At 52.4% G+C, this 14,762-nt stretch carries 10 protein-coding genes; 5 read left to right on the forward strand and 5 right to left on the reverse strand.

The features are described from left to right. Positions 1 to 178 precede the first annotated feature (178 nt). The 3 genes from EHT25_RS30240 to EHT25_RS30250 form a co-directional block, all read right to left on the reverse strand. Positions 179 to 514, reverse strand: a complete 336-nt coding sequence (locus EHT25_RS30240) for a winged helix-turn-helix domain-containing protein (protein ID WP_124879195.1) — start codon at positions 512 to 514, stop codon at positions 179 to 181. Between the two features lie 18 nt (positions 515 to 532). Continuing rightward, the gene (locus EHT25_RS30245; RefSeq protein WP_124879196.1) at positions 533 to 3,697 is read right to left on the reverse strand and encodes a ligand-binding sensor domain-containing protein; all 3,165 of its coding nucleotides are present in this window, start codon (positions 3,695 to 3,697) and stop codon (positions 533 to 535) included. 301 nt (positions 3,698 to 3,998) lie between these two features. Then, complete coding sequence (locus EHT25_RS30250) at positions 3,999 to 6,647, reverse strand: putative Ig domain-containing protein (RefSeq protein ID WP_124879197.1); 2,649 nt, start codon at positions 6,645 to 6,647, stop codon at positions 3,999 to 4,001. A 313-nt stretch (positions 6,648 to 6,960) separates the two neighbouring features. On the opposite strand from EHT25_RS30250, the gene EHT25_RS30255 reads away from it, so the two are divergent. After that, the gene (locus EHT25_RS30255) at positions 6,961 to 9,057 is read left to right on the forward strand and encodes a prolyl oligopeptidase family serine peptidase (protein WP_124879389.1); all 2,097 of its coding nucleotides are present in this window, start codon (positions 6,961 to 6,963) and stop codon (positions 9,055 to 9,057) included. A gap of 129 nt (positions 9,058 to 9,186) precedes the next feature. On the opposite strand, the gene EHT25_RS30260 is transcribed toward EHT25_RS30255, so the two are convergent. Further along, entirely contained in the window at positions 9,187 to 9,714 is a 528-nt protein-coding gene (locus EHT25_RS30260) for a hypothetical protein (RefSeq protein WP_124879198.1), read from the reverse strand. Positions 9,715 to 10,069: 355 nt separating this feature from the next. Between EHT25_RS30260 and EHT25_RS30265 the strand changes: the two genes are divergently transcribed. The 4 genes from EHT25_RS30265 (at position 10,070) to EHT25_RS30280 (ending at position 13,024) form a co-directional block, all read left to right on the forward strand. Then, a complete protein-coding gene (locus tag EHT25_RS30265) occupies positions 10,070 to 10,618 on the forward strand; it encodes a GFO_1088 family ECF-type sigma factor (protein WP_229311852.1) in 549 nt (182 codons plus the stop codon). Beyond that, entirely contained in the window at positions 10,602 to 11,372 is a 771-nt protein-coding gene (locus EHT25_RS30270; RefSeq protein ID WP_124879199.1) for a HEAT repeat domain-containing protein, read from the forward strand. Before EHT25_RS30265 ends, EHT25_RS30270 begins: the two co-directional genes overlap by 17 nt. A gap of 124 nt (positions 11,373 to 11,496) precedes the next feature. Beyond that, the gene (locus EHT25_RS30275; protein WP_124879200.1) at positions 11,497 to 12,276 is read left to right on the forward strand and encodes a DUF4097 family beta strand repeat-containing protein; all 780 of its coding nucleotides are present in this window, start codon (positions 11,497 to 11,499) and stop codon (positions 12,274 to 12,276) included. Positions 12,277 to 12,322: 46 nt separating this feature from the next. Further along, positions 12,323 to 13,024 (forward strand): DUF4097 family beta strand repeat-containing protein, encoded by a 702-nt coding sequence (locus EHT25_RS30280; RefSeq protein WP_124879201.1) that lies wholly within the window; start codon positions 12,323 to 12,325, stop codon positions 13,022 to 13,024. 16 nt (positions 13,025 to 13,040) lie between these two features. On the opposite strand, the gene EHT25_RS30285 is transcribed toward EHT25_RS30280, so the two are convergent. Beyond that, entirely contained in the window at positions 13,041 to 14,294 is a 1,254-nt protein-coding gene (locus EHT25_RS30285; RefSeq protein ID WP_124879202.1) for a glycosyltransferase family 9 protein, read from the reverse strand. Between the last annotated feature and the right edge of the window lie 468 nt (positions 14,295 to 14,762).

Raw genomic sequence — 14,762 nt, forward strand, 5'->3', positions numbered from 1 at the left:
TTAATGAGTTATTGGTACGCTGACGGATCAGCATTATTTTTTTATTAAAAAACGAATGAATTTGATGCGCAAGCAATGAAATTGGCCCATTAACGTGCCAAACTCGTGGAAAAGATCGGCTATGCTGTCGGACCAGGCTGGTCGTAGAATGGAATTAATCCGGAAGATTGGTACCTGATCAGGCGGGCAAATGCCGAAGTTCCTGCGCCAGAAATTGCTGGAAGCGATCCTGAAGTCCCCGGTAATACGTCAGAAATTTAAGTCCTTCTTCGGTCACGATGGCCCCCCCTCCCTTTTCCCCACCGGTTTGGGTACTGACCAAAGGCGAATCAGCCTGGCTGTTCATGGATTGAACCAGATCCCAGGCGCGTTTATACGACATCTTCATCTCTTTGGCCGCCTGGTTGATGGACCCCGTACGCTGAATCCGCTCCAGCAGTTCCATTCGTCCGATTCCGAAAAACCGCTCCTGTGCTTCCAGCCAGACCCGGCCGTTAATGTGTAGATTTTTCATACTGAAGTTGAGACGCACTCAAAACAAAGCCGTCACTTTCTTAAACGACCGTTCCAGGCGGTTTAACGACAAAAACCGGTTGGTCGATCGGAACGTCAGCATTACAATGGCCCGGGTGCCCTCTCCGGGAGCCGATTGCCATTCGATGTTCCCGTTGATCAACGCTACCCGCGACTCGATGTTGCCGATTCCGAGCCCGCGCCGGGCTTCCCGGTAGTCGAAACCCTGCCCGTCGTCGTTGTAATAAAGTTTCAGCAACGGTTCTTCATACACCAGGCGAATGCTGACCTGCCGGGCGTTGGCGTGTTTCAGGGTATTGTTCAGTAGCTCCTGCGTAATCCGGTACAGCATCAATTCCGTTTCAGCCTCCAGCCGCGACGGCAGTTCGTCGGCCCAGAAGTGCGTTTCGAGGGTCGATTTGTCGATGCGGGAAAGCAATTCTTCCACGGCAGCCGCGTAACCGTATTGTTCGAGCGTTCGCGGACTCAGCTCGCGCAGCAGGTTGCGGATGTTGCCAATAATGTCACTGATGAGTTGCCGGGCGTGGTCGCCGAGCGAAACCGTTCGGGCAGGATGGCCCGGCGGATCAACCAGCCGGCCGACGTACAATTTGAGCGTGGCCAGTTGGGTACCAATTTCATCGTGCAGGTCGCGGGCCAGGTTTTTCTTGATCTGTTCCTGCAACTCAACCGCCAGCCGCGTGTTCCGCTGGTGTTGCCGGTGAATGCGGTTTTCGCGCCGACGGAGCCAGTAGAGTGCCACCGTACCAACCAGTACGCCCAGCAACACCAGAAACCAGACCCGCTGCCAGAACGGCGGCTGAATAACCACCGTCAGTCGCTTGATTTTGGGGCTCCACTGCCCGTCTTTGTTGGCGGCTTTGACCCGGAACGTGTACGTTCCCGGCGGCAAATTGGCGTATCGCACGTAGGTATCGGACCCGGACTGCACCCACTGTTCGTCATAACCAACCAATTGATACTGATACTGATTGTGCCCATCGCTGTAATAATCGAGGGCTGTAAATTCGAGCGCGACGGTATTCTGATTGTAAGGCAGTTCGATCCGGGCCATTTCGCCAATGTAACCTTCTGATTGATAAGGCACTTCGTTGACGCTCATTTTGTGAATATGAACCGCCGGCATGTACGAACTCGTCCGGAATTGTTCCGGATAAAACCGGTTAAAGCCGTTGACGCCCCCAAAGAACAACTCGCCGTCCTGCGTCCGGAAGTACGCGTTACCGTTGAATTCGTATCCCTGCAACCCGTCGGACAGGTCGAAATTCTTGAACTTTTTCGTCGTGGGGTTGAAGAAGGCCAGCCCCCGGTTGGTGCTCATCCACAAGCGGTTCTGATGATCGGGCAAAATGCCGTAGACGAACGGATTGGCCAGTCCGTGCTGCTGATCATACATGCGGATATGGCCCGTTTTTTTGTCCAGAGCTGCCAGGCCTTTGTCGGTCGCCATCCAGGTAATGGACTGAACCGGATCTTCATAAAAATAAAGAACCGTGTAGCCATCCAGCCCTTTCACAACCCGCTGCGGCTGGGTATTTCGGCCAATCGGCGGTCGTTCAAAGCAATAAAAACCGGCCGAGTAGGTGCCAACCCAGTAACGTCCGGCACGATCGCGGGCCAGACTAAAAATATTATGGTTGGCCATGCTTGGCAACAACGTAAACTTCTTCTGACGAACATCGAGCAGAAAAAGACCGTCTTCGGTGGCCGCCAGCATCGTATTGTCGTCGATGGCGAGCAATCGGCGGACAAAGTTTTCGACTACCTTGCTATTGGGTGAGCCCGGCAGCGGAATTTTGCTGAAGGTCGACGTCGCTTCATTATAGGTAAAAACGCCCCCGTTCGTGCCGACCCAGATCCGGCCCTGCGGGTCTTTATACAGGCATTTGATGAGCGTCCGGGACGGCAGGTCGCTGCGTTTGGCCTGCGTCAGGTAGCGCCGGATGATCCGGTTTCGGGGGCGATCCAGTACGTCCAGGCTTCGTTCTGTGGCAATCCACAATTCGGTGGGCGAGGTTTCCAGAAATCCGCGTACAACAAAATGGCTGAGCGTGGTGGGGTCTTTGTTAACGTGGGGTTCGTTTTTGGAAACCGCCATGCCGCCGAAGAACGTGGTTCCCGGCACAATGCGAGCCAGGCCGTCGGGGTCCGTATTGGCCCAGATAATGCCCTGTCGATCAATGTAGATTTTACAGATTTCGTAGTCGGACAAATGCCGGGAGCTGTTGGTAAAACCGCCCACCTGGCGAAACCGGGTGGAGGATTTATCGAAAAGCCAGATGCCGCTGCGTTGCGTCCCGAGCCATAACCGGCCGTCGTGGTCTTCGGCAATGGTGTAAATCGACGTTAGAGAACGACCACCGTCCGGAGTAAATAACTGATAACGACTGGTTTGTGGCTCAAACCGGATTAAACCGGCTGCGGTTCCGAGCCAGACAATCCCCGCCGTATCGCAATGGAACGAAAAAACGCCCATCGCCGGACCGGCTTCGTTCAGCGAATGATTACTGAAATAATAATGCGCCTTGCGTTCGTAGAGATTATACCGAATCAAACCGGTGGGCGCGTGAAGCCAGACATCGCCCAGCGGAGTCCGAACCGTTGAGTTAAGCTGATCGTATTCGTGCGTGGGCCGGACGCCCGGATCGAGAACCAGCTTCTGCAAGGTCTTGATTGTCAGCGAAACGAGCCCTTCCGTCTCACTGTAATAGAGCACTTCCTGCCCATTGGCATAGAATGGAATCGTTTTGCTCTTGAGCGGTTTTTTGTCTTTCGAGTACGAATAAATGCAGGTGAAGCGATCCGTGGCCCGGTCGTAGTAGTTCAGGCCGTATTCCGTGCCGACCCATAAATTGCCATTCCGATCCTCCACGATTCCGGAGACATTAACGCCAACCAATGCCGTGGAATCGTTCAGATTCGGGCGGTAATGCCGGAAATGAGTGCCGTCATACCGGTTTAGCCCGTCCTGGGTTCCCAACCACAGAAACCCCCGGCTATCGGTCAGCAGATGATACACCGAACCTTGCGTCAGGCCATCATCAACACCAATGTGATCAATCCGAAGGGATAGATCCAGCGGGTCTTTCGTGGCTCCTGACGTGTCTGGCAACGCAAAGGCAGCCAGCCAGATGAGCAGGAACAAGATACGGGTTAGTTTCATTTGTCACCGAAAACGGAAACATCATGGTAAATTAGCTGATAGATCGGTAACCTGCAAATTGTGCTGGTAAACACACTTGTCGAAGCACCCAATTACCAGACAAATAATTCCTGTTTTTAACCCGTTTCCCACACTATTACGCAACTTTTCACGGAAAATTTTGTGATTATCAGGTCGAGAAAGACAAGAGAATTGAGAAAAGAGAGCTGAGACAGGGTAACCCTCATGTGTCTATCTCTCCCTTGTCTTGTCGCAGTTCTCTTGTCTAAATTCTCTTGTCTAAATTCTCTTGTCTACTGTCTCACTTCTCTTTCAACACCTTCACTGTAACGGCTTGCTGACCGCTCGTTACCCGCAACAGCAACAATCCGGTCAGCTGACGCCCGACTGCCAACTGCTGCTGTTCGACGGCTCCGGCTTCTTCTACCTGCTGTTCCGTCAGGATGCGGCCATTCAGATCAAGGAGCTGCACGTTGACGAACTGACCTTCGGCACCCCGGATTTCAATCGCAACGGTTTCATTTACCGGATTACCCAAAACCGTTACCCTCAATTTCCCGTCGTCGACACCCGCCGAAAGCCGGGCCGCCGAACTCGGACATTGCAACGATTTGGGGGCACCTTTCAGAACGTAACTGCTGTTCTGGATTTTAGCACTGATCTGATATATGGCATTGTTTTTCAGGCTGCTGGGCGTCGTAAAACTATAGGCGTGTGCGCCGTTGCCCTTGCCCGCATCTTTCAGATCCTGCCGGTAAATGCTGGCGTCCGTCGTGCCAATCGAAACGCCGTTGGCAAAGAATTCAACCTTCATCGCCGTGTTGGGTTTGGTCCGATCCCAGACCCAGCCCCGCATGGTACCGCATTCCACTTTATCCAGAAACCCTTCGAAATCGCCCGTTACGGTCGTTGAAGACGGCGGTTGGCTAACCGGCGGCTGAATGGTCAATGCAACTGTGGTGCTTCCGGTACCGCCCCGTGGGTCGGTGGCCGTGTAGGTCAGGGAGAACGATCCGTTGACGCTGGGATTCCCGCTGATAACCCGGCTACCGGCGTTGAAATTCAAACCGCCCGGGAGAGTCGACAACCCGTAGGTCAGCGTTTCGCCATCCGGATCGGTGAAAACCGGTAAGGTGGTTGAATACGCGACGCCCTGCCGGGCCGACAAGGGTGAAACGGCTGGCGGTTGAGGTGGATTATTGGCCGGTGGCGGGGTGCCGGTTCCGGCGCATTCAATCACTTTAGGACCGCTTTTCAGGACAAAACTGCTGCCCGTGACCCGCGCCGACAGCGTGTGTTTGACGCCATTTTTCAGGCTGCTGTCAATGAAATACCGGAACGCATGCCGACCGTCGCCCTTGCCCGCCGTGACCAGATCCTGCCGGAACTCATCCGCTGTCAAGGTTGCAATGACGTTGGCCCCGTCTAAAATCTGCACCGAAATGGGTGTATTGGCTTTATTGGCATCCCAGGCCCAGCCCCGGAACGTTTCACAGTCAGCCCCGTAGAGATAGCCGTCGAAGTTTCCGGTAACAACCGGCGGAGTGGTCGTATTGCAATTGACATTGGTGGGTACACCGGTTGTTTCGCCTTTGCTGAGCACGGGGGCTGAAACATTGAAAAAATTCTGCCCGTTATACGCATTCGTCAGGGCCTTATTCCATTCCTCAGCCACCGCAATCTGGCCCGCCGTATTGAAGTGGGTTTTATCCGGGTCCGGATTCCGGTACGAATCGCCAAATTGATCGGTATTCGGCCCGGTGTAAATATTGGCGCGGCCATACGGCGAAACAAACGGATCGCCGTATGCTTTGGGGGCCGCCGAAGGATTGGTGTTCTGGTGGCTCGCATACCCGATCGTTTTAACCTGCCCTTCCCGAACCAGCGGATCAGCTATGCTGCGAAGATGGCTGGCCTGGGCAACCACCCACGGCACATCGCCCCCCAGATCCGTACGGGTTTGCCCGATCAGTTCGTTCAATACATCGCCGTCGTTCTCCGAGGTGTTCACCGAATTGGTCCGCACGTCGTAATACCGCATGGCCCGCGGAAAGCTGCCGGTCGAGTTCGTTGGGGAGCCATTCGGCGTCGTTACATCGTCGCGCCGGTCGTTCTCGCCCTGGTGCCACAGAATGGCCCGTAAACCGGTTTGCCGCGCCCGACCGGTCAGAAAATTCTTTAGATTTCGGTACGGAAAACCGTTCAAAAACCGGGGCCGACCGTCACTGAACGGCGTATTCCGGTTCTGGCTGCTGTTGCGCCATTCCACCACGCTGGTCGATGAAAAACCGTTCTGGTAAAACGCCACCGGAACATTCAGCGTCTGGATCAGCTTATTGCCCAAACCGCCCCAATACCATTGAAACGAAACCGTACTGAGCGGACAGCCCGAACATTTTCCCGGGTCATTTTCCTCAAATCCCTGTAAATTATTGCTCTGGTCTTTTTCGTTGAAAAACCGCACGAAAGTGGCATTACCGGTTTCGTAGGCCGGGCTGTTGGGATTAATAATTCCGGAAGCGTTCGATTGACCGGCAATGGCGAAAACCTCCCCAACGCCCACGTCAAAATCGGCGGTTTCCCGCCCGTTGCTGTCCTTTGCCCGAACCTTGTACATGCCACCGGCCATACTGACCTGAGCCGTTACCTGACACGTGCCCGCGTTCGAAACCGGTACGGTTGTCCAGCTTTGCGCATTTCCGGTTGCCGGATCGAGCGGCCCCTGTGTTCCTCCGGCCAGCGAATACTTGTAAAACAGCAGTTGCAGGGACGAAATCGCCTGCCCATCGGTGGCCGTGACAATGAACTTGACGCTCGCTTTATTGTCCTGCCCACGCTGAAAAACCAGGCCATTTTGCGGCCACGAAATAACGACCTGTGCCTGTAAGTTGGTCATACCCAGCAGCAGAAACCCGATCAGCACATACAATGAAAGTAAATTTTTTGGCATAGATTATCGTTTGGTGTAAGGTATAAACTGGCCGGAATACGTTTTAGCGGGTTCTAATATACCGGTTTTTGCCTTTCGCGGCTCCTCTTTCCGTTCCCGGTTTGCAGGAACAACCCACTAAGTAGAAACCTATCTGGATATACTCATCTCTTAAGACCACTCATCGGCGAGTCCAGTCACCTAATTGGTTAACTTATTCCCAAATCGTATTTTGGTGTACGGTTTGCCACATGCTGAACTTTATTACCCGGTTTTTTACTTAACCTATTCGATACGTATGAAGTTTAAATCCATCCTTTTTGGTCTGTGCTGTATGCTTGAAATTTCCGGGGCCACGGCCCAATCCAATCCCTCTTCCGGTTCATTCAACTACCCGCAAACCCGCAAAACGGACCAGACCGACGAGTACCACGGCACCAAAGTGGCCGATCCGTACCGCTGGCTCGAAGACGACCGCTCGGCCGAAACCGGGGCCTGGGTGAAAGCCCAAAATGCCGTCACGTTCGGGTACCTGGAACAGATTCCGTATCGGAAACAACTCGAAAAACGGCTCGAACAGATCATCAACTACCCGCGCTATTCGGCGCCGGGGCGCAAAGGTGACTGGTTTTATTTTTACAAAAACGATGGCCTGCAGAACCAGTCGGTTTTATACCGCCAAAAAGGACTCAACGGCGCGCCCGAAGTGGTGATCGATCCCAACAAGTTGGCCGCCGACGGCACCACGCGGTTGACGAGCTTCAACCTGTCGAAAGACGGGCGGTATGCCGCATACGCCCTGTCGAAAGCCGGTTCCGACTGGCAGGAAATTTACGTGATGGACATGCAGACGCTGAAGTCGCTGCCCGACAAACTCGAATGGGTGAAATTTACGGGCGCGGCCTGGCAGGGCGATGGTTTTTACTACAGCCGCTACGACAAACCGGCGGCCGGACAGGAATTGTCGTCCAAAAATGAATTCATGAAAGTGTATTTCCATCGGCGGGGAACCGCGCAGTCGGCCGATGAACTGATTTATGAAGACAAAACCCATCCGTTGCGGTATTTCTTTTCACAGACGACCGAAGACGAGCGGTTTTTAATTCTGAACATTTCCGAAGGCACCGACGGCTCCGAAATCTGGTACAAAGACGCCCAATCCGGTGACAAATCGTTCAAACGCCTTTTCGAAGGATTCAAATATAACTATACGGTAATCGACAACGTGGGCGATCAGTTGCTGGCTTACCACAACAACGGCGCACCCAACTATAAGGTGTCGAAGGTCGATCCGAAAACCGGTGCGATGACTGACTTCGTGGGCGAAAAACCGGAGAAACTGGACCACGCCAATACGGCTGGTGGTAAGTTGTTCGTGAACTACCTGAAGGATGTTACCTCCCGGATTTACGTGTATGATCTGGCCGGGAAACTCGAAAATGAAGTTCAGTTGCCCGGTTTGGGTACCGTAGGCGGTTTTGGGGGCGAAAAAGACGACCAGTTCGTGTTCTATACGTTTACCTCGTTCACTTTTCCGCCAACGATTTACCGCTACGACATTGCAACGAAAAAAACGACGCTTTTCCGCGCACCGGAAGTCGATTTTAAACCGACGGATTACGAAACCAAACAGGTGTTTTTCAAGAGCAAGGACGGTACCCGCGTGCCGATGTTCCTGACGTATCACAAAGGCCTGAAATTGGACGGAACCAATCCGACGATGTTATACGGGTATGGCGGTTTCAACGTCAGCCTGACACCCGGTTTCAGTGCGCTGCTGATTCCGTTTCTGGAACAGGGCGGAATTTATGCTTCCGTGAACCTGCGGGGCGGCAGTGAATACGGCGAAACCTGGCACGAACAGGGCATGAAGCTGAAAAAACAGAATGTGTTCGACGACTGCATTGCGGCTGCGGAATACCTGATTGCCCGGAAATACACCTCTCCGCAGAAACTGGCCTTGCGGGGCGGTTCCAATGGCGGTTTGCTGGTGGGAGCCGTCATCAACCAGCGGCCCGATCTGTTTCGGGTGGCCATTCCGCAGGTGGGCGTGATGGATATGTTACGGTTTCATAAATTCACGGTCGGCTGGGGCTGGGTATCGGACTACGGCAGCAGCGACAACGCCGACGAGTTCAAGGCGATTTACGCGTATTCACCCATCCATAATATTAAGGCCGGAATCAACTATCCGGCCACGATGATCACCACCGCCGACCACGACGACCGCGTGGTTCCGGCGCACTCGTTCAAGTATGCGGCCACCTTGCAGGAATTATACAAAGGCCCGAATCCGGCGCTGATCCGGATCGAAACCAATTCCGGCCACGGTGCCAGCAATACGAAGAAAAACATCGAGACAATGGCGGATATTTATGCCTTTACGCTCTGGAATATGGGGGTGAAGGGGTTGAAAGAGAGTAAAGAGTAGAGAGGTGAGACAAGAGACAAATCAAAAGTGTCTTTATTCTCTTGTCTCTCCTCTTTATTCTCATCCGGTTTTAAAGAAAAAGCCGTCAGGAGATTGCTCCTGACGGCTTTTTCTTTAAAACCGGATATCTTAGAACTTGAAGGTAACCCCCAATTTCAGGGCTGATACCCCGTAACCAACTTCGGCAAAAGCACCGACGTTCGGTTTGAAGTAGTAACGGCCACCAATGTGCAGACCAAACAGAACCCGGTTGCCATACGAGTTGTCGTAGAAACCGGTGTAGCCTGAATTGTCGCTGTATTTCGAGATGTAGTAGCCTAATGCCAGGCCACCATACAAGTCTAATTTATCATTGTTCAGGTTCAGCAATTCGTTAACGTGGTAAGAACCGCGAACCGCAATCGGGAGAAACGTATACCGCCACTTGTAACCACCGTAGTTGTAACCCCAGGTGTAAAAGTCAAGCTGAGCACCCACGCTGATTTCGTCGGTAACGCCCACTTCAAACGAAGCCCCGATTGGCAGACCACCACCGTAGTAGCTGGACAAACCAATACCGGCATTGAGCAATTTATCACCTTGTTGATATTGAGCGAACGACTTAGTCCCTACCAGCAGCAGGGTCATTACGAGAATTGAGGAGAGTAATTTTTTCATTAGTATGAATGAGTTAGATGTGAAACTTGAGCCAAAATAAGGGAGTTTATTCACTTCTTACAAGTGGTGAACGGTCAGTTGTTCTTATTTCTAGTAAAATCGGGTAGAATTCCCTTAAATTTTCGTAGTAGTAACCCTTATTTCATTTTCGGTACCAAGTAGTTCTACGTATGCCCATACCCTATTACATGTAATAACACGAATTTAAAGGCTGCGGAAAGGTAATTATTCGACAGGATTATTTCTAGTTGACCGATGCACCCGACCGGTTTCACGTCAAAACCGCACCCTTGTTAACCGACCCGGCATCCGTCGGTGATAAAAAATCAGAAATTTTGAAAAACCGCTGTAATGAATGGCGGTCCCAGTCGTCTTTGTGATTGAAATGGATTTACAAGCCTTCAAACAGAAAGTACTCCCCGTTCAGGGCCGGCTTTTTCGCGTGGCCAAATTGTTTCTGCGCAATCGCGAAGAAGCGGAGGATACGTTGCAGGAGGTTTTGATGAAATTGTGGACGAAACGACAACAGCTGGATACGTACCAAAGCGTGGAAGCACTGGCGGTTCAAATGACCCGGAACCTGTGTCTGGATAAGTTGAAATCGCACGCCAACCGAACTACCGAAGACAATGCCGACCTGACTGCCGTTCAGGCCGCCGGGGTTTCGCCCTACCAGCAGACCGAATTGTCAGACACAGCCAGCGTCTTGCGCCGGATTATCGGCGAGCTGCCGGAACCGCAAAAACTGGTGCTCCATCTGCGCGATGTGGAGGAATATTCGTTTGAAGAAATTGAAGAAGTAACGGGGTTAACCGTCAACAACATCCGGGTGATTCTTTCGAGAGCCCGGCAACGTGTCCGGGACAGTTACCTGAAAACCAACGATTATGAAGCAGGATATTGAAAAGCTGCTGGAGAAATATTACGCCGGAGAAAGTTCGCTGGATGAAGAAAAACAGTTACGGGATTTTTTCCGGGGTCCGTCGGTTCCCGCTCATCTGGAGAGCCAGGCCGGGCCATTTCGCTACTATGCGGAAACCCGGGCCGAACAGCCGTCACTGACGGTTACCAACCAATGGACCGATCGATTGGGCTCGGAAGGCCGGATTCGCAGCCTGATGACCTGGAGCCTGCGGATTGCGGCCAGCGTGGCCCTGCTGGCGGGCGGTTTTATCGGGGGACTGTATTACAGCAACCGGTTTTCGGATCCGGTCAATTCGAACGAAACGTCATCGGCGCTGGCAATCAAAAAGGTGCTGGAGTTCGATCAGTCGACCCAGACATCGGCCAGCGAGCGGATTCAGGCGGTTAATCAGAGTTACGAGCTGCCGGAAGCCAATCAGGACATCACGCAACTGCTCATCAATACGCTGAATTTTGACGACAACGTCAACGTTCGGCTGGCAGCCTGTCAGGCGCTGACGCGGCTGTCGGACGAAGCGGGTGTACGGGAAGCGCTGATCCAATCGCTGAAGATTCAGACGGATCCGTATCTCCAGATCATGCTCATCGAAACGCTGGTTTCCATTCAGGAAAAACGGGCCATCGACGAAATGCAGCGCCTGGCCCGAAACCGCCAGATTCTGGAAGCCGTCCGGCTGAAAGCGGAAGAAGGGCTCAACCGCCTGACGCAGACGCAAAACCGCTCAGCTTCATAAGCGATTTTGTGATTGACATAGATAAATCAATGATAATAAACCTATTGTGGCTTATTACAGAATCGATAAACAGTAAACACACTACTAATTAACTGTCGTTTTCCACTTTTTCAAGACCAAACCAATGAGAAAAATCGCTCTGCTGATTGTCACGGCTTTATCGTGCCTTTTGAATGCCAATGCCCAGGAGTATAAGGCGAAATTAGCCAATGCCAAAGACCGGAAAGTGGTCATCGAAATGGACGCCGGGGAATATAAAATTGAAGGGTACGACGGAGATGAAGTCATCATTCGGGCGTCGTCGGGCCTGGATGCACCACCGGAACGCGCCAAAGGACTCAAACCGCTGTATTATTCGGCGGTGGATAATTCCGGGATCGGTCTGGCCGTAACGCCGGAAAATAATGGCCTGAAAATCGAAAAAGCGACCCGTAAAGACATCGACTACACGATCCGGGTTCCGAAAAAAGTGTCGATTCTGTTCCGGCAGGTCAACTGGCGGAATGGCACCGTCACGATCAGTAACGTAGACGGTGATCTGGAAGTCCGTACCACCAACTCGCCGATTACGCTCAAAAGCGTGACCGGCCCCGTGGTGGCCAACACCACCAACGGCGAAGTAAATATCACGTTCACGAATCTGAGTCAGGAAAAACCGACCTCGATCACGACCATTTCGGGAGCCGTCGACATCACGCTACCGGCCAGTACGAAAGCCAATATGAAGCTGCGATCGATCAACGGCGAGATGTATACCGATTTTGATCTCGGCCTGAAAAGCTCCAAAGACGGCATGGCCCGGGTCGGCGGTGGCAACCACATCGAGGGCACGGCGAATGGTGGCGGAGTTGAAATGCAGCTCAACACCATCAGCAGCAACATCTACATCCGCAAGCAGAAATAAACGCGTTAAACCAAAAACAAACGCGTTTTAACGCGTTTCTACGACGGTGAAAAAACTTCTCTTTTTGCTCCTGACGGTTTTGGTCTTCAGCCCCGTCTTTGCCCAGAAAATCATTGACAAAAAATTTCCGTTCACCCCGGATCAACTCGTTAATCTGAACCTGAGATTTGCCGACAGCATCCAGATCCGGTATTGGGACAAAGCGGAGGTGTCCGTTCGGATTGCGGTCACCATCAACGGCGGGCGGCTAAACGACGCGCTGCTGGTGGAATCGGGATCGACGCCCAGTGAAATCAAACTCAAAACCGACTTCGACCGGGAGTTGATCAAACAAGGGCGGGCCGAAGATTGTCCCGGCGACAAAAAATCGGTCTGGCGCACCGACTACAACGGAACGAATACCTACGTATGCAGCACGATCAACTACCAGGTTTTTCTGCCCCGTAAAGCCAAACTGCGCGTCGAATCCATCAACGGCAACATCGACATCGAGGGCGCCAGTGAGGATGTGTTTGCCAAATCCATCAGCGGTTTTGTGGACCTCAACTGGCTCGGCACCAAGGGAGCCAATCTGTCGATGAAAACCGTCACCGGCGAAGTGTATTCCGATTTAACGATCGATTTCAAAAACAAAAAACAGCAGAACCCGATCGTGGGCTATTTGCTGGAAGGAACCGTCAACGGCGGGGGGCCGGACGTGCGGCTGGAGTCGATCAGCAACAATGTCTACGTTCGGAAAAAAAAGTAAGCTATCGGTATTGGAGTCATTCCCGCGAATGACTCCAGGACCGTTCAACCGGTTCCGGTTCTTTCTCAAGAATCTTCGTGGCGGTTTGCATCACCTGATCGACCGAAATGGTTTGCATGCAGAGGTTGCGCGGGCAGGTCGACACGCGGTTGTTGTAGACGTTATAGCAGGGGCTGCACGGCAACGCGTTGTACATAACGTGCGTCCGTTCCGACAGGGGGGCATACAGCGCCGGGGTTTCCGGACCGAACAACACGACCGTATGCACGGGAGTCATGGCGGCAAAGTGCGCGGGGCCGCTGTCGGTCGTTACCAGCAACCGGGCGCGGCTATACAGCGTCAGAATGTCCCTCAGCTCCGTTTTTCCGCACAAATTGATCGCTTGCGGCTCGCCTAACTCGTGAATAAACCGATCGGTTTTTTCGCGCTCATCGCCCCGGCCGGTAAAAACCAGCACATGCTCCGGAAACCGCTCCCGGAATTTTTTGACAAAGGCGGCAAAGTTTTCGGCGGGCCATTTGCGCAGCGGCAACACGTCATTCAAACTCGGATTGACAATCAGGATTGGCGCCGGATTTTCGGCATCTTCGCCCAGCAACGTCCTGAATCGTGTCAAATCCTGCTGATTCGGCGTAAAACTGATTTCGGTCTGCCGCGTACTGACCGGAACATCCAAAGCCGGCAAACTTGCCACCGGTCGTTCCAAGCTTTTCAGCAAACACCAGCTACTGGCCGTTACGTGAACATAATGCGAATAACTGAGCCGGTGGGTAAACAGGTCGCCCCGGTAATTTTGTGCGCCCTTAAACCGGTGGTAACCAGCCCGTTTGGTCGCACCGGTTAAGTAGCAGAAAATGGCAGTAGCGCACGAAAAGAACTCCAGATCGATGACGGTGTCGATGTTTTGCTTTCGAATCCGGATCAGGGCCTGCACAAACCCTTTGGTAAATAACCACAGACTTTTCTCGTTAATGGTAATCCGGTTTTCGCGGGGTACAACATTTAGAATATCGATCAATTGGGCACTGGCCGCAAACGTACAGAGATAAACGTTTGCCGCGCCATAGGTATCGGCGGCTTCCCGGAAGGTATTCTGGTGAAGAACCAGCGCACCCTGTTCAATGAATTTTACAAAAACAATTTTCCGGCAAGGTTGGTCCACCCGACGCTCTTTTACCACCACTCCCCTCACTCGTCGAACCCAGGTCAACAACGCGCAACCTACGCGTCCGAAGTGCTTTTCAAGCAGTGTAATCGAATTATTAGTCATATTTTAGGGAGACGGCTCGTAATTCAACCCTAATATAAAGAAATCATGTTCAAAACGTCATTAGTTCTACGCAAACGCACTAAAATGAACTTTACGTAAACCGGCAACCGAATGACAATCTGGTTCCCTCGCCTACGACCGACTCCACGTTACTAATCTGCCGCAAGCCGGGCGGAATACCTGGATTGAACGCTTTACTTCATGAACAATACGGGCAAATTTAAACGTATTGGGATAAAAACCGGCGGTGATAATGGCCCAAAAGCATAGCCAGATTCTGCTCTGATCAACAAAAAGAAAACCTTCTGATTTTAGCGCCATGCCGCCTGGGCAATCTGCGCTAAAACCGGAAGGTTTTCCACTTCGAAACGGAGTCTTCAACAAGCTGAACGACTCCTGGACAATTGGCAAATAAGTGAAGTTTTTACATCTTGAAACAGAAAACCGCCTTGGTCAGCCTAACGGAAA

Origin of the sequence: Larkinella rosea (assembly GCF_003858635.1) — a bacterium.
GTDB classification, from domain to species: domain Bacteria; phylum Bacteroidota; class Bacteroidia; order Cytophagales; family Spirosomataceae; genus Larkinella; species Larkinella rosea.